The 15905-nt window shown below is 51.1% G+C and carries 13 protein-coding genes; 7 read left to right on the top strand and 6 right to left on the bottom strand.

All coding sequences use genetic code 11. The features are described from left to right. Nucleotides 1-3: 3 nt before the first annotated feature. Together ftsZ and lpxC are read left to right on the top strand one after the other, a co-directional pair. Nucleotides 4-1161 carry a cell division protein FtsZ gene (gene ftsZ, locus AC0IM9_RS14975; protein WP_140914085.1) on the top strand — a complete coding sequence of 386 codons (1158 nt, stop codon included), beginning with the start codon at nucleotides 4-6 and terminating at the stop codon, nucleotides 1159-1161. Between the two features lie 106 nt (nucleotides 1162-1267). Next, a complete protein-coding gene (gene lpxC / locus AC0IM9_RS14970) occupies nucleotides 1268-2194 on the top strand; it encodes a UDP-3-O-acyl-N-acetylglucosamine deacetylase (RefSeq protein WP_140914086.1) in 927 nt (308 codons plus the stop codon). Nucleotides 2195-2257: 63 nt separating this feature from the next. On the opposite strand, the gene AC0IM9_RS14965 is transcribed toward lpxC, so the two are convergent. Then, complete coding sequence (locus tag AC0IM9_RS14965) at nucleotides 2258-2722, bottom strand: hypothetical protein (RefSeq protein ID WP_445372238.1); 465 nt, start codon at nucleotides 2720-2722, stop codon at nucleotides 2258-2260. Between the two features lie 165 nt (nucleotides 2723-2887). On the opposite strand from AC0IM9_RS14965, the gene AC0IM9_RS14960 reads away from it, so the two are divergent. Further along, the gene (locus tag AC0IM9_RS14960; RefSeq protein WP_482804557.1) at nucleotides 2888-3358 is read left to right on the top strand and encodes a GtrA family protein; all 471 of its coding nucleotides are present in this window, start codon (nucleotides 2888-2890) and stop codon (nucleotides 3356-3358) included. On the opposite strand, the gene AC0IM9_RS14955 is transcribed toward AC0IM9_RS14960, so the two are convergent. Both AC0IM9_RS14955 and AC0IM9_RS14950 read right to left on the bottom strand, forming a co-directional pair. Beyond that, nucleotides 3355-4080 carry a class I SAM-dependent methyltransferase gene (locus AC0IM9_RS14955; RefSeq protein ID WP_482804556.1) on the bottom strand — a complete coding sequence of 242 codons (726 nt, stop codon included), beginning with the start codon at nucleotides 4078-4080 and terminating at the stop codon, nucleotides 3355-3357. The two genes, AC0IM9_RS14960 and AC0IM9_RS14955, sit on opposite strands and share 4 nt — an antisense overlap. 4 nt (nucleotides 4081-4084) lie before the next feature. Continuing rightward, a complete protein-coding gene (locus AC0IM9_RS14950) occupies nucleotides 4085-5005 on the bottom strand; it encodes a glycosyltransferase family 2 protein (protein ID WP_140914090.1) in 921 nt (306 codons plus the stop codon). Between the two features lie 256 nt (nucleotides 5006-5261). On the opposite strand from AC0IM9_RS14950, the gene AC0IM9_RS14945 reads away from it, so the two are divergent. The 4 genes from AC0IM9_RS14945 (at nucleotide 5262) to AC0IM9_RS14930 (ending at nucleotide 11305) form a co-directional block, all read left to right on the top strand. Continuing rightward, nucleotides 5262-6989, top strand: coding sequence for a hypothetical protein (locus AC0IM9_RS14945; RefSeq protein WP_482804555.1), 1728 nt, complete (start codon nucleotides 5262-5264; stop codon nucleotides 6987-6989). Beyond that, nucleotides 6986-7744 carry a pentapeptide repeat-containing protein gene (locus tag AC0IM9_RS14940; RefSeq protein WP_482804554.1) on the top strand — a complete coding sequence of 253 codons (759 nt, stop codon included), beginning with the start codon at nucleotides 6986-6988 and terminating at the stop codon, nucleotides 7742-7744. The genes AC0IM9_RS14945 and AC0IM9_RS14940 overlap by 4 nt, the downstream gene beginning before the upstream one ends. A 12-nt stretch (nucleotides 7745-7756) precedes the next feature. Then, on the top strand, nucleotides 7757-9151 hold the full coding sequence (locus AC0IM9_RS14935; protein WP_482804553.1) for an amino acid permease: 1395 nt from the start codon (nucleotides 7757-7759) through the stop codon (nucleotides 9149-9151). A gap of 564 nt (nucleotides 9152-9715) precedes the next feature. After that, complete coding sequence (locus tag AC0IM9_RS14930; RefSeq protein WP_482804552.1) at nucleotides 9716-11305, top strand: GmrSD restriction endonuclease domain-containing protein; 1590 nt, start codon at nucleotides 9716-9718, stop codon at nucleotides 11303-11305. Between the two features lie 530 nt (nucleotides 11306-11835). On the opposite strand, the gene AC0IM9_RS14925 is transcribed toward AC0IM9_RS14930, so the two are convergent. The 3 genes from AC0IM9_RS14925 to speA are packed head-to-tail and all read right to left on the bottom strand — an operon-like array spanning nucleotide 11836 to nucleotide 15895. After that, complete coding sequence (locus tag AC0IM9_RS14925; RefSeq protein ID WP_482804551.1) at nucleotides 11836-13155, bottom strand: UDP-glucose dehydrogenase family protein; 1320 nt, start codon at nucleotides 13153-13155, stop codon at nucleotides 11836-11838. 28 nt (nucleotides 13156-13183) lie between these two features. Then, the gene (locus AC0IM9_RS14920) at nucleotides 13184-14038 is read right to left on the bottom strand and encodes an NAD(P)-dependent oxidoreductase (protein ID WP_482804550.1); all 855 of its coding nucleotides are present in this window, start codon (nucleotides 14036-14038) and stop codon (nucleotides 13184-13186) included. Nucleotides 14039-14071: 33 nt separating this feature from the next. Then, on the bottom strand, nucleotides 14072-15895 hold the full coding sequence (gene speA / locus AC0IM9_RS14915; RefSeq protein ID WP_482804549.1) for a biosynthetic arginine decarboxylase: 1824 nt from the start codon (nucleotides 15893-15895) through the stop codon (nucleotides 14072-14074). Between the last annotated feature and the right edge of the window lie 10 nt (nucleotides 15896-15905).

The following is a 15905-nucleotide window of genomic DNA, read 5'->3' as shown; positions in this document are numbered from 1 at the left end:
AATATGAAATATGAATTATTGGATAGCAGCGGCAGTGCTGTGATTAAAGTGATCGGCGTCGGCGGCGGCGGCGGCAATGCGGTCAACCACATGGCAGCCGACGGTATCGACGGCGTCCAGTTTATCTGCGCCAACACCGATGCCCAGGCCCTGCGGGAAATGAACGTCGAATCCATCGTCCAACTGGGTGTAGAGCTGACCAAAGGCTTGGGCGCCGGCACCCGGCCGGAAATCGGTAGAGCCGCGGCCGAAGAAAACCGCGACCGCATCCGCGAAGTCATCTCTGGCGCCGACATGGTATTCCTGACCGCCGGCATGGGTGGCGGTACCGGTACCGGCGCGATTGCGGTGTTCGCCGAAGTCGCCAAAGAGTTGGGCGTACTGACCGTTGCCGTGGTATCCAAACCTTTCGACTTCGAAGGTTCCAAGAAAAAAGGCGTGGCCGACGCCGGCTTGCGCGAACTGGAAAAACTGGTCGATTCCTTGATCATCATTCCTAACCAAAAACTGCTGCCGACTCTGGGCAACAACAAATCGCTGGTCGAAGCCTTCCGCGCCGCCAACGACGTATTGCGCGATGCGGTACAGGGCATCACCGAGCTGATTACCCATCCGGGCCTGATGAACGTCGACTTTGCCGACGTCCGTACCGTGATGTCCAACATGGGCAGCGCGATCATGGGTACCGGCGTCGCCAGCGGCGAAAACCGGGCCCGTTTGGCGGCGGAAAAAGCCATTGCCTGCCCGTTGCTGGACGACAACAATCTGCAAGGCGCGCGCGGCATCCTGGTTAACGTCACCTCCAACGGCGACCTGGGCCTGAACGAGTTCGACGAAATCGGCAGCATCATGCACGCGTTCGCTTCCGAAGACGCCGACATGAAAATCGGCATGGCGGTTAATCCGACCTTGGGCAACGAAATCAAAGTCACCGTGGTTGCGACCGGCATGGGCGATAAAGCCAAACACGCCGCTCCGATCAGTCTGGTGAAAAAGGTCGCGGCCGGCGAAGTCGATTACGGCCAACTGGAAAAACCGACCGTAATCCGCCAGCAAAAGCAGGAATCGACCCGGGAGTCGCGTTTCGGCGCCCAACCGAGAAACGATGTCGATCTGGACTACTTGGACGTACCGGCCTTCTTGCGTCGCCAAGCGGACTAAGCAAGTCAGCTGCTTAGCGCTTCAGGCAGCCCACCAAGTTCGAGGGGAGCTATCGCCCAATCTGTGATAGACTCCCCCGCCTTGTTTTACATATTGTCGGCATTTCATGATTAAACAGCGTACTTTGAAGAACACGATCAGAGCCACCGGCGTCGGCTTGCATACCGGCGACAAAGTCTATCTGACTCTGCACCCGTCCGAGCCGGATACCGGCATCCGCTTCCGCCGCGTCGATTTGGAAGCGCCGGTCATGATTTCCGCTCGTCCCGAAAATGTCGGCGAGACCAAACTATCCACCACGTTGGTACGCGACGGCGTCAAGGTTTCCACGGTAGAGCATTTACTGTCGGCTCTGGCCGGGCTGGGCATCGATAATGCGATCGTCGATGTCAGCGCCGCCGAAGTACCGATCATGGACGGCAGCGCCGGGCCTTTTGTATTTTTACTGCAGTCGGCCGGCGTCGTCGAACAAGACGCGCCCAAGCAATATATCCGGATCAAACGCGAAGTCAGGGTCGAGGATGGCGACAAATGGGCGGCTTTTCTGCCGTTCGAAGGCTTTAAAGTCACTTTCACGATCGATTTCGAACATCCGGCTTTTTCCGAGCATTTGAAAACCGCGGTGATGGATTTCTCGACGACGACTTTCGTCAAGGAAGTGGCCCGAGCCCGCACCTTCGGCTTTATGAAAGACATCGAGTTTTTGCGGGAAAATAATCTGGCGCTGGGCGGCAGCCTGGATAACGCCATCGTGGTCGACGACGACAAGGTGCTGAACGAAGACGGTCTGCGTTACGCCGACGAATTCGTCAAACACAAGATTCTCGATGCGATCGGCGACCTGTATCTGCTGGGCCACAGCCTGATCGGCGAATATCAGGGCTTCAAATCCGGCCACGCGCTGAATAATAAATTGTTATTGACGCTACTGAACGAAACCGACGCCTGGGAAAAGGTCACCTTCGAAAACGCCGAGGACGCGCCGATTTCCTTCTTGCATTCGGCTCAGTCTTCCGCACGGGCCACGGGCTGATAACGCGCCGACTCAATCTTGACGCTGCCTGGTTCTAGTTCGTCCGGGCAGCGCCTCCATCAACTAGCCTTCCTGCGTCCTCCGCCGCAAAGTATCGCCCAAACGCTTCAACGCTACTGCCAACGCGTCATCGCCGGTAGCGCTGTCAACACTCCGGCAAAGTACTTCGATGGCCTCCGCCGAAGGCAACCTTGGCTTGCGGGGCGCCGCAGATGCGCCGACAGCCGCGGTCACAATGCGAACCTGCAGCTTGACCAAGCCCATCTCGCCGGCGTCATGCAGCTTTTCCAGAATGTTCCGCGCAAAAAAACGAATTTGCGATGCCCAATTCGCGGAGTCGCTGTAGAGCAGAATCGCCGAATCCGAGGCAACGCAATGCAAAACGTGTTTCGACAGATCGTCGGGTAATCCGGCTCGAACGATTGCCAACAATTCCCGTTGCTTGGCAATGTTACTTAGGCATAAACTAATCTGATTTTTATTAAAATCCGCTGCAGGTTTAAAACCGAATATTTTGGGTTTATTCATAATTGGCTCAAACTTATCTGCGACAATACGGCAATCAGTTTGCACCAACACCGCAATTACAATATTTTACCTTTCTGCCTGTTAAGATAGGTGCAAACATTTTCGACATATCAATCAGCCACCTGTCGATCAGGCATAGAAAAAAACCCCGGTTAACTGTTAGCTATGCGTAAAACCAAAAAGCAAAAAAAACATCACCGAGTCAAAGGGAAACCGCGTTATATTGCAGTCCAAACCAAATCCGGAAATCCATCAAGCCAAACCAAATGGCAAATTTTAAAATTTGCCATCGTCGGCGGTTTAGCAACAGCAACGCATGCGGGTATATTTGCCTTTGTTATTGAAACGCAGTTAGCCCAAGCCCTAGAAGCTAACTTTATCGCCTTTGCCGTCGCCTTTTTAATATCCTTTTTAGGCCAATACCACTGGACCTTTCGAAATAGCAGCGATACGCATTGGTCCAAAAAGATGACCAAGTTTTTGATCGTCGCATTGATTGGATTGGGCCTAAATACTGCGGGAGTGCTGGTTATCGTCGAGCGGTTGTTATTACCTTATCATTACGCCATATTATTTATGGTATCAGTAGTTCCGGTGACGACTTTCATTATCAACAAAAAATGGGCTTTTTCCTAACTCACTTTCTTTGCCAAACAAAAAGCAGACAACCCTGCACTTCTATTGATCAAAAATAAAGTCTTGGCTTCCACCTGATGAATCATTATCAATAAACTATTGACAATATTACTTGCCATAGTCAAATCGCTTTTCGCCTGATTTTTATTCGTACTGCCTCGCCATCTACTAAATATTCGAATCGCGGCTACAATAGGAAATAGCAACCCAAAAAAATACCGACCTTTTACTACATGCAGCCCTGCATTCTTCACAAGCGATTCTAATTCCCCTAAAGAATAGCGTCGTTTATGCTCCAAGAAAACGTCATGGCCCGACCATAGCAAATTAAACGCCGGCACAGAAATTAAAACATGCCCACCCACAGGCATTCTATCAACATAATATTTTAAAAAATCTCGATCGTTCTCAACGTGTTCAATAACGTCAATCATTAATACGACATCCTCATCGACAGAATTGATTGTCTTAACAAAAACGATATCCTTACCCTGATAAAGCTCGCGCCTTTCATCATCGACATATGCAGTATCGACGCAACGCGCAGCCGACCCTGCGTCGATCAACAACAATTTCGAAAAAATTCCGGATCCTGCACCAACATCAAGAATTCTTTTAAAAACAATATCCGCCAATAATCCTTGAATGGCTTTCAGTTTGGACAAGTAATACCAATGCGTATAAACAGCATCGCCTAATATTGACTCTTCTTTAACGTCCATAGCCTCATTTCCTGATAACTTTGTTAACAAAGTATAAGGGCCTGCGCTTGGACTCAGAAAAGGCTCTCGCCAGATACTCCCCCAATACCCCGATAAATATTAATTGCACTCCGCCGAGAAATAAAATCGTCACAATTAATGACGGATAGCCTGCAACCGGATTACCATACAAAATAGTATTTATAATAATATAAACTCCGTAACAAAATGCCGCAAATGCTACAGCTACGCCAACATAACTAGCTACCTTAAGCGGAACCTCTGTAAACGAAGTAATCCCTTCCAACGCGAAATTCCATAGCTTCCAATAGTTCCATTTTGTTTCGCCGGCATAGCGCGGATCACGCCGATACTCTACCGCAACAGAGGGATAGCCGATCCAAGCGTACAAGCCTTTCATGAAACGATTCCGCTCAGGCAATTGTTTCAACGAATCGACCGCGCGCCGGCTCAATAACCGAAAATCTCCGGTATCGGCAGGAATATCGATATTAGTCATTCTTCGAATAAACCGGTAAAACAGATACGAAGTCGTTTTCTTGATTACCGACTCGCCGTCTCGGCTAATTCTCCGTGCATAAACATTATCGAAGCCACTATTCCATTGCTTCAACAATTCCGGGATTAACTCAGGCGGATCCTGTAAATCTGCATCGATAATAATCACTGCATCGCCCCGCGAGAAGTCAATCCCGGCCGAAACAGCAATTTCTTTGCCGAAGTTTCGGCTCAAATCGATAACAACAACCCGCGGATCCGATTCCGACAATCTCTCTAATAACTGCAGAGTGCCATCTCGGCTACCGTCATTGACAAAAATCAACTCGTAGTCCGGAGCGGCGGTTTGTAACACAACCGTCACACGAGCATAAAACTGATCTAGCACTTCCTGCTCGTTATATGCCGGAACAATTATCGATAACATGATGCCACCATTCAATATTTGTTATATTTTATAGCGACTATTTTAACAGCATAGCCGCAAATGTATTTTCGACCCTTATAAAATAAAAACTGCCGTTTCGTATTCCCGCCAGAGCCGAAACAACACACCGATCAGTGGTCAAGTATAGGCAATTTCACTAACATCGCCAGTTTCCGGCAGCACCTCCCGGCGCCGCCTTACCAGCCTAAAATTATTGATATACAATACGATTACCTTGAGAGTCACAGGAAAAACCATGAAAAACGGTCTGACGGCTAGTTTGCATATTCGCCCCAATCTACGGGACTTTTTCTACATATACCTGCCGTTGCTGCTATTAAGCACAATTATCGTATTGAATCTGACAGCATTTATCGATTCGATAAGATTCTACCCGAGTAACGACAGCTACTACGAAGAAGCTCAAAATTTCATCAAGGGCCACGGCTTAACCAGAACGCCTTGGGCGGCGAACAACTACACCGTGGATTACGAACCAACCATATATCAACCGCCAGGCTACGGAATACTAATTTATCTGGTGACACAATTCGGTCTGCCACCCACCGCCGCCGACCTGTGGATTTCTCGGATTTGCTGGATATTAACGCCCTCTGCTCTTGCCTTTCTCCTACGGCCGCTAATCGGTCTGACGTTTTCGATTCTATCCGCAGCAATAATCGCAAGCGCCCCCAGCTTTTATTTATTCAGCCCAGGCCCATTTACTGAGCCGGTTTATAGCTTGCTGATCTTGATTTCCCTGGGCGTAACAACTAGAAGCCTACAATATGAAGATAAGCATAAAAATTTAAAATTATTTGTTTTGTCCGGATTTATCGCCGGCATTGCCTATGCCATCAGAAACGTTGGCTTGGCGTATTTTTTATCTTTTTTTTCGGCACTACTGGTACTAGGAGCATTAAGACAGGAAAGCCCGAAAAAGATTGCCAAAATTTTCGGATTTTTTCTATTGGGCTTGACCCCTATCGTAATAGCCTTACTCTGGAGGAATATTAGTCTATTTGGCGAAGCACTACCCTACAAAGTCAATCAAGGTTACTTTTCAACGCCACTGATTTCGTTACGCGTTTTAATTGAAGCCATCCTACTTGACCTGAGTGGCTCGCGGGACATATCGATGTTGTCGTGGGATTTTTTGCGCTTAATTTCAATCGGGCTTCCGCTGGCAACTCTATTCGCTTACTTTTGCTGGAAACACCGGCATAGCTATAATTTAACCGAAAAGTTCTTTATTTTATTCGCGCTGCTATTGCTCACATCTTCGAGCGGAATGCTAGTCATTGCCCATACTTACCACGGCCTGGATCCGGGAGATCTGATCCGCCACGTATATCCTTTTAGCTGGATATTTTTCCCCCTGTTTTTAGTTGCTTTTCGCATCAAAAATCAAGGCCCATATTACAAAGCCGTCGGTGTCGCTATTGGCACCATCATTATTGCCGGCCACTTGTATTTTATTAAATCCGACATCGAAAAAACCGAAGACATTCTGAGCAGCCTCAACCAGTCTACAGACATTATTGCCGCGGCGCAGCCAGTTACCGGAAAATATAAAATACTATCGAACGAAATTATCTTTAAAATTAGCCGCGATCCAATTATCCAGAACACCGTATCCGCTCTTCCGGGAGATGCCTTATTAATATCGAATGTCGGCGGTGCTTTACGTCGAGTGACCGGCCGCCCGGTCAGAACCCTGGACTTTAACGCCAGAAATTTGGATAAGAGCTTAATGGATGTAATAGAAATGTCTAACTCGGTTACAACGGTTAGACCATTTTATTTTATAGCGCTACCTAGCAACGATATCGCCAGAGCGCCTGTTAGTATCGATTGGCAGCAGAAAATGGCGGAAATACTTGTTCCGCACGGTTTTTCAATTGCGGAGCAGCACGCCAATATCATCGTATTTTCCAAACCCAAGCAGCCTAACTCCCTTGCAAATGGCCAGGAGACTTTATGAACTTCCCAATCAAAGCGGTGCTTTTTGCAATCCCAATTGCAATGGGCCCGATACCAACCCTAGCCGCCGAACTTAATCGAGCCCAAGTCGAGCAACTGCTCGCAAAGGCCGACAAGCAGCACCCAGCCGACCTGCGACGAAAGGATCTGACCGATCTGGACTTATCCAACCTGGATTTTCGCAACGCTGACTTGTGGGGAGCGGATCTTAGGCGCTCGAATTTGAACAAATGTAATCTGCAAGGCCTGACGCTGGACCTGACGGTGATGACCCGCATCCAGCTAAGCGGCGCCAATCTGGCCAATACCAGCATTTTCGGGGTCAGTCTGATGCACGCCGACCTCAGCAAGGCCGACATGAGCGGCAGCCGGGTGGTGGCGATCATGGACGGCGCCAACCTGAGCAATGCCAATCTCAGCAACGTGCAGTGGGCTGCCGACATGAAAAACCAATCGATGGGTCTGATGCGCGCCAGCTTGAAGAGTGCCAACCTAAGCGGAGCCAATTTACGCAACGCTCAACTCGGCCGAGCCATGCTGAAACACGCCAAATTGGTGAAAGCCAATTTGCAGAACGCCGACCTGTATTCCGCCGAAATGGACGGTGCCGATATGAGCGGAGCCGACCTCAGCAACGCTAACTTCTCGGAAGCGAAATTGCACGATGCAATTTTTACCGGCGCGAATTTGCAAGGCACCCGCTTCGACGGCGCCAAAAATCTGCCCGACTCCGTCACATCCGCCCAAACTAAATAACCGAGACCGCTCATGCAAATTCCCAAGCAACTGCTGCAACGCAAATCGGTCGACGCATTGAGCGATGTCGAGCACGGCCTGAAACAAACCCTGACCGCCAAAGACTTGACCGTTCTCGGCATCGGCGCCGTCATCGGAGCCGGCATCTTCGTGCTGACCGGCATCGCCGCCGCCAAATATGCCGGCCCGGCCATCGTCGTCTCCTTTATTTTGGCCGGTATCGCCTGCGGTCTGGCAGCGATGTGTTACAGCGAATTGGCGGCGATGATCCCGGTGTCCGGCAGCGCGTACAGCTACGCCTACGCCACGATGGGCGAACTGATGGCCTGGATTATCGGCTGGGACTTGATCCTGGAATACGCGCTGGCCAGCAGCACCGTAGCGATCGGCTGGGCCGGCTACTTGACCAGCTTCTTCGACGCGTTAGGCGTGCATCTACCCACCTATCTCACCACGGCTTATCTGGCCAATCCCGAAGCCGGCTTCGTTAACCTGCCCGCCGCCGCAATCATCCTGCTGCTGACCGGGTTATTGGTGCTCGGCATCCGCCAATCCGCAATCTTCAATTTCGTCATGGTATTGATCAAATCGGCGGTGATCGTGATCTTCATCGTCGCCGGCGCCGGCCACGTCGATACCGCGAATTGGTCGAATTTCACACCGTTCGGCTTCGGCGGCGTGTTGACCGGAGCCGGCGTGATTTTTTTCGCTTACATTGGTTTCGATGCGGTATCCACCGCCGCCCAGGAAGCCATCAACCCGCAACGCGACGTACCGATCGGCATCATCGGCTCGCTGGCGGTCTGCACCTTGTTGTACATTCTGGTCGCCGGCGTATTGACCGGCATCATTTCCTATACCGAATTGAATGTCCCGGCACCGATCGCACTGGCGGTCGACCACGTCGGCATGGGCTGGCTGTCGCCGATCATCAAAATCGCCGCGATCGCCGGCCTGACCTCGGTGATGCTGGTATTGCTGATGGGCCAAAGCCGGATTTTCTTTTCGATGGCCAAAGACCAACTGCTGCCGCCGTTGTTCGCCCAAGTCCACCCGAAGTTTCAAACCCCGCATTTATCAACCATCCTGGTCGGCGTCGCCGTATCCTTGCTGGCCGGCTTCATGCCGATCGAGAAACTTGGCGAACTCGTCAGCATCGGCACCTTGTTCGCCTTCGTCCTGGTCTGCGGCGGCGTCTGGATCTTGCGTAACAGCCACCCGGAAATGGAACGCCATTTCAAATGCCCGGCCGTGCCTTACGTACCGATTGGCGGGATTTTAGTGTGCTTGAGCTTGATGGCGGGCTTGCCGATGGATACCTGGATCAGGTTATTGATTTGGCTGCTGCTAGGGTTTTTGATTTATTTTGGGTATGGGGTGAAGCATAGTCAGCTGCGGTCTTCTTAGCTTTGGATGGTGTCATGCCCGCCGGGAGAAGGGCATTGAGAGCCATGGATGGCAGACTTGAATCTCCAAATTAATGTGTCGCTAGCGCGACGGCTTGATTTAATGTCGGTTCGCGGACCGACAACCGCGATACTTTCGCTACGAAAACCATCCTTGGTTTTCGCCCTTCGGGCCAGCCTATCGGCTGTTCAAATTCGCTCCGGGCGAATTTGTGCTTGTCCAAAGAAAAGTATCCAAAAGAAAGGACACCCGAATGCCGCTTCTCCCCTGCGCTCCTCTCTTTTGAACGGGGTTGCCGAAAGGGGCTTCCTGCCCCTTCGGCAACGCGATGCATCCCTGCATCGCCCCTAACGGGCTTACCCGTTCAAAAGCTCCGGTGCTCGGCGCGGCATACGGGAGAAAAGCCATCCCATAATTTGAAAGTTATTTAGTATTTTCAAATCATAGGTTGCAATAGCGCCAGCATATTGCATCAATTCGAACATTTGGATCCAGCGTATACTTCTAACGCCTATTACGCCTACAATCGCGCCCCATAATATTTAAGGAAAATCAGGAAATTATATGGCTATCGCAACCATAACTATTCGACAGTTACTTCAGAGAATTACAGACGGCGAAATACGTATTCCCGCATTCCAAAGAGATTTTGTGTGGGAGCCAGATCGCGTACAATTTCTCATGGATAGTATTTTCAAAGGCTATCCAATAGGTACCGTTCTGTTCTGGAGAACAAAAGAAAAACTTTCCTATGACCGTGACCTTGGTCCGTTCACTCTTCCTGAACCCAAAAAAGAATATCCCATCGACTATGTCTTGGACGGTCAGCAACGACTGACCTCAATCTACTCGACATTTCAAACTGAACTTAAACAAAATTCGGAAACGCAGGTGAAATGGGTCGATATATATTTTGATCTCACCGCCTCCGCAAGCGCCCAGGATTCTCAGTTTGTAGCCTTGGAACCGAGTGAAGTAACTCGGAACCATGTTCCACTGAGGATTCTTTTCGATGTAACAGAGTTTGGTAAATTCACAAGATCAATCAAAGATGACGATCAGCTCAAAGTAATCGACCAACTGCAGGCGCTATTCAAGGAAGCAGTAATTCCGGTTGAAACTGTGGAAACTGAAGATCACTCCAAGATCGCTATTATTTTTGAGAGGATAAACCGTGGGGGCGTACCTTTAGATACGTATCAGCTTCTTTCTGCTTGGACATGGAGTGGAGACTTTGATCTTCGAACAAAGTTTGATGAGCTAGCAAATGATCTCGACGAAGTGGGTTTCAGCGAGCTCCGAGATACTCCAGATTTGCTTCTAAAATGTTGTGCAGGTGTTGTCAGAAACGATGCATCTGCTCATGCGATTGTTGATCTAAAAGGTTCAGAAGTACGAGACTCGTTTGATATTCTTAGAAATGGGATTCTCGGTGCCATTGAGTTCCTACGTCGAGATTGCGGAGTGGCTTCATTGAAGATTCTTCCCTATAAATCTATGATTATTCCGTTAGTTAGATGTTTTGCTACAGATAAGGCAGCTGGTTTTCACCCAGACGCCAAACAACGGTCAGCGCTCAAACGTTGGTTTTGGCACAGTTGCTTCTCAAGGCGCTATTCAAACAGCGTAGATAACGCTATTGCACAAGATATTGCTGCAATACAGCAACTTCTTACAGGCAACACATCAGAATTTGAAAGACGCAGCGTTACTGTCACTCCAGAATATTTCACCGAAAACGTTTTTGCATTGACATCTGTCAACACAAAAGTATTTGTTTTGCTACTTGCACATGCTCAACCAAAGTCTTTTTTATCCGCAGCAGATGTTGATTTGAATGAAGTCTTGGTTTCGTGCAATCGAACCGAGTTTCATCACATCTTCCCAAAGAACTACCTTTCTACTAAAGAAGGAATTAAAGAAAAGTCTCAACAGTTTATGCTGGCTAATTTTGCGTTTTTGTCGCAGAAGGATAATCGGAGCATTCAAGACAAAGCGCCATCAGAGTACGTCAAAATGATTCCTCCTGCGAGTCTAGATTCTATTATGGCCGCATCACTCATACCAAAAGATGGTCTGGAAATGTCATACAACGAGTTTGTAAAAAGGCGTTCAATTATGCTTTCCGATGCAGCGAATGCTTTAATCGCTTGATACTATTACTCTCGGAGCTTGTATCCTTAGAATCAGAGTTATTCAAATAAATGATGGGAAAGAGTTGCCAAAATTTGAATTTAACTAGTAGCCAGCATGTAGCGGAATCCAGGTAATTAACGCGATCAATTCCTCTATTTCATTTCACTCCATCGAAACTATATTATTTGCATACCAACTGACTTTCAATTTCGGGATGGTTTTTCTCCCGTATGCCGCGCCGAGCACCGGAGCTTTCGGCGGGAATAGCCCAAAGGGGGGAGGCAGGGATGCCGCACGTTGACGAAGGGGCAGGGAGCCCCTTTCGTCAACCCCCGGCGAAAGCTTCGGAGCGCAGGATCAAAGCGGCATCCGGGCCGCCTTTCTTTTGGGTACTTTTCTTTGGCGGAGCAAAGAAAAGTACCTCGGCTGTCGGGCCGAGACCCGACATTAAAACCAGCCGTCGCGCTAGCAACACCTTCCAAGAAAGAAAATGAGGCAAGGTTTTGATTCTCCTCACCCCAACCTTCTCCAGCAAGAGAGGGAGAGTATTACCTTCCGATCGCGTAATACTGCAACCCAAACTGCTTAACCAACCTCGGCTCATACATATTCCGCCCGTCGAATATCACCTTGTCCTTTAACAAATGCCCCAAGTCATCAAAATCCGGGCTGCGGAATTGTTTCCATTCGGTAACGATGACCAGCGCGTCGGCATCGCTTAAGGTTTCATTCTGTTTCGCGCAATAAACCAAACCGGCCTTGTCGCCATAGATCCGCTGCGCTTCTTGCAGCGCTTCCGGATCGTAGGCCCGGACCACGGCGCCCGCCTCGATCAATGCCTCCAGCAATACCCGGCTAGGTGCTTCGCGCATGTCGTCGGTATTGGGTTTGAAGGCCAGGCCCCACAAGGCAAAGGTTTTGCCTTTGACGCCATCCGGGTAATGCGCGCTGATTTTTTCAAACAAGCGGTGTTTCTGCCGGTCGTTGACGTTTTCGACCGCACTCAGTAACTCGGCGTGATAGCCGTTGTCGCGGGCGGTGCGCTCCAGGGCTTTGACGTCTTTCGGAAAGCAGGAACCGCCGTAGCCGCAACCCGGATAGATAAAGCTATAACCGATCCGGCTGTCGGAACCGATGCCGTGGCGCACCTGTTCGATGTCGGCACCCAGCCGCTCGGCTAGATTGGCCAGTTCGTTCATGAAGCTGATCTTGGTCGCCAGCATCGCGTTGGCGGCGTACTTGGTCAGTTCCGCAGAGCGGATGTCCATGGTAATGACCCGCTCGCGGCTGCGGTTGAACGGCGCGTATAGCGCTTTTAGCAGCTCTGCGGTCCGCGGGTTGTCGGTGCCGATGATGATGCGGTCGGGCTTCATGAAGTCGTCCAGCGCCGAGCCTTCCTTCAAAAACTCCGGATTGGACACGACATCGAATTCCAAGCTCTGGCCGCGCTGGGCCAGCGCGTCGGCAACGGTCTGCTTCACTTTATCGGCAGTACCGACCGGCACAGTGGATTTGTCGACGACGATTTTGTAATCGTTCATGTGTTCAGCAATGCTTTTCGCCACCGCCAACACGTATTTCAAATCGGCCGACCCATCCTCGTCCGGCGGAGTACCGACGGCGATGAATTGGAACAAGCCGAAATCAACGGCCTGCTTGACGTCGGTCGTAAAACCTAGCCGGCCGGCGGCAACATTATCCTTGACCATTTCGTCCAAACCGGGCTCGTAGATTGGGATAACACCCTGTTTCAGCTGGTCGATTTTCCGCTGGTCGACGTCCATGCACAGCACTTGATTTCCCACTTCTGCCAAGCAGGCCCCCGTGACCAAACCGACGTATCCACTGCCAAATACCGTAATTTTCATTGTTACATCTTGTAAGCTAATTGAAAGATCATTGCTGTCTTAAGCGATACAGCGCCGAGATATCCTCGTCGCCGTAACCCTCTGCCATTAGTTTGGCATAATCCGCCAGCGTTGCTGCCGTTAACGGACATGTCAGTCCAACCTGCGCCGCCATCCGTTCGGCGATGAGCAAATCCTTGTGATGCAGCGCCAACTTGAAACCCGGCGCGTACTGGTTGTTGGTCATGGTCTTGCCGCGATGTTGCAAAAACCAATTGCCGGCGGCCCCGCCCGCGATCACGTCCACAACCTTGTCTAGCGGCAATTGCTGCGCGGCGGCGAACGCCAAGGCTTCGGTCACGGCCTGATTGATGCCGGCGCACATGATTTGGTTAACCGCCTTGCAAGCCTGGCCGGCACCAACGCCGCCCATGTGTTCGATCCGCGCGGTCATCGCGGTCAATACCGGCCGCACCCGCTCCAGTACTCCCGCGTCGCCGCCGACCATCATTGCCAAAGAGCCGTTTCTGGCGCCTTCTACGCCGCCGGATACCGGCGCGTCCAGAAATTCCGCTTGTTTTTCGGCAAGCTTTGCCGCCGCTATTCTCGCGGTCTCGCCACTGACCGTAGACATATCGACGACCACAGTCCCCGGCTTGACGCCGATGCAAACGGCATCCACCACATCGAGTACGTCTTGGTCGGCCGACACGCAAATCATTATGACCTCGGCATTGCCAGCGAGCTGTTCTATGCTACCGCAAGCCTCCGCACCCGTTTCCGCCGCCAAGGCCGCAGCTTTCTCCACAGTTCGGTTATACACCGCAGCCAAATGACCGGCCTTGGCCAGATTGCGAGCCATGCCCAGCCCCATTGCCCCCAAACCGATAAATCCCGTTTTCATCGTCTGCGCCCGTCCTGTGTCACTCTAAGGAAGCTATTTTTCCAAGTAGGTATAAGCGTTCAATCCGGCCGACAACTCCTGTTCGAAGCCGGCTTTCTGTTCTGCCGTCAACGCTGCGCCGTCCAGTTTACGCCGATAAGCCGCTTTCAGCGCCTCGGCATCGATGTGCACGTAATCCAGCAACTCGCTGACATCTTCACCTTCCATGAAATCGCTGAAGCGGTAACCGCCGGCTGCCAGTTCGACGTTGACCGAGTGGGTATCGCCGAACAAATTGTGCATGTCGCCCAGGATTTCCTGATAGGCGCCGACCATGAAAAAACCGATCAAGTAATCTTCGTCATCGCCGATTGCGTGCAGCGCCAAGGTGTTGCTGATATTTTGCCGATCGACATACTGGTCGATCCTGCCGTCGGAATCGCAGGTCAAATCCTGCAATACCGCACGCCGGCTTGGTTGCTCGTGCAACCGATGGATCGGCATGATCGGGAAGATCTGATCGATGCCCCAGATATCCGGCATCGATTGAAACAACGAGAAATTGCAAAACACCTTATCCGCCAGTTTTTCGTCGAGCTCCTGCAAAATTTCCCGATGATGATGGTTATCCAGGTTCAACTGTTCCTGAATCTGCTGGCATAAACCGACGTAGCGCCGCTCGGCCGCGGCCAAATCGGCTAAATCGATATCCCCTTGCACGAAACGGGCGCGGGCTTCGGCCATATCGAATTGAGCATTATGATAAGCCTCGCTGACGTTATCGAAATGCTTGGCAACCAAGCCGGCTCCCTGCAAACGCTCGACTTCGGTGACGTTGGTGATCAGTACTGCATGGTGGGCGGTAATGGCCCGGCCCGACTCGGTGATGATGTTGGGTTGCGGCAAATTGTGCTGTCGGCTGACCTCGGCGAAGGCGCGGACGATGTTATCGGCGTACTCGGACATGCTGTAGTTGATCGAACATTCCCGCCGCGAGCCGCTGCCGTCGTAATCCACGCCTAAGCCGCCCCCGGCGTCCACTGTGCTGATTTCGGCACCGAGCCGACGCAATTGCAGATAAAACTGGCCGGCTTCCTTCAAGGCCAATTTAATGTCGTGAATGTTGGCGATCTGCGAGCCCATATGAAAATGCATCAGTTGCAGGCAATCCAGCATCTGCGCCTGGCGCAAGTACTCGACCAACTGCAGCACTTCACTGGCATGCAAACCGAATTTGGACTTTTCGCCGCCGCTGTTTTGCCATTTGCCGGCGCTGATGGTCGACAGCCGCACCCGCAGACCTATCAACGGTTTGACCTGCAGTTTGGCCGCTTCTTCCAGGATCAATTCCAGCTCGGACGGCTTTTCGATGACGATGAACACCGACAAACCCATCAGCTGGCCCATTAGCGCCATCCGGATGTAAAGCCTGTCCTTGTAACCGTTGCAGACGATGGTGCCGTTGGTTTTGGCCAAACCCAGAATCGCCAGCAACTCCGGCTTACTACCGGCTTCCAGACCGATATTGTCGGCAGACAGGATGGCCTCCACCACGTTGCCCTGTTGGTTGACCTTGATCGGATATACCGGCGTGTAATGTCCAGCGTAGCCATGAGCAGTTCTGGCCTGATCGAAAGCCTGCTGCAGCCGGCGAATGCGGTCGGGCAGAATATCGGTGAAGCGTACCAGCACCGGCAGATTCAAACCTTTACCGCGCAAGGCCTCGGCCACTTCGAACAAATCGATTGCCAACGGATTGTCGCTGCTCGGTTTGACGCAGACATGGCCGTGTTGGTTAATCGAAAAATAACCGTCGCCCCATTGTTGAATCGCGTAAAGCTGTTTTGCCTGTTCAATCGACCATGCTTGTGCCGGCACTCAGGTTCCC

Source organism: Methylomonas sp. Uni0011 (genome assembly GCF_056850255.1).
Note: the sequence above shows the minus strand (reverse complement) of the source record. Positions and strands in the feature narration are given on the sequence as shown.

Coding starts and splice junctions, on each gene's coding strand:
- AC0IM9_RS14920 (WP_482804550.1), bottom strand. CDS start 14,038: ATGAAAACGGGATTTATCGGTTTGGGGGCAATGGGGCTGGGCATGGCT.
- AC0IM9_RS14965 (WP_445372238.1), bottom strand. CDS start 2,722: ATGAATAAACCCAAAATATTCGGTTTTAAACCTGCAGCGGATTTTAAT.
- AC0IM9_RS14935 (WP_482804553.1), top strand. CDS start 7,757: ATGCAAATTCCCAAGCAACTGCTGCAACGCAAATCGGTCGACGCATTG.
- AC0IM9_RS14960 (WP_482804557.1), top strand. CDS start 2,888: ATGCGTAAAACCAAAAAGCAAAAAAAACATCACCGAGTCAAAGGGAAA.
- AC0IM9_RS14930 (WP_482804552.1), top strand. CDS start 9,716: ATGGCTATCGCAACCATAACTATTCGACAGTTACTTCAGAGAATTACA.
- ftsZ (WP_140914085.1), top strand. CDS start 4: ATGAAATATGAATTATTGGATAGCAGCGGCAGTGCTGTGATTAAAGTG.
- AC0IM9_RS14955 (WP_482804556.1), bottom strand. CDS start 4,080: ATGGACGTTAAAGAAGAGTCAATATTAGGCGATGCTGTTTATACGCAT.
- AC0IM9_RS14925 (WP_482804551.1), bottom strand. CDS start 13,155: ATGAAAATTACGGTATTTGGCAGTGGATACGTCGGTTTGGTCACGGGG.
- lpxC (WP_140914086.1), top strand. CDS start 1,268: ATGATTAAACAGCGTACTTTGAAGAACACGATCAGAGCCACCGGCGTC.
- AC0IM9_RS14950 (WP_140914090.1), bottom strand. CDS start 5,005: ATGTTATCGATAATTGTTCCGGCATATAACGAGCAGGAAGTGCTAGAT.
- AC0IM9_RS14940 (WP_482804554.1), top strand. CDS start 6,986: ATGAACTTCCCAATCAAAGCGGTGCTTTTTGCAATCCCAATTGCAATG.
- AC0IM9_RS14945 (WP_482804555.1), top strand. CDS start 5,262: ATGAAAAACGGTCTGACGGCTAGTTTGCATATTCGCCCCAATCTACGG.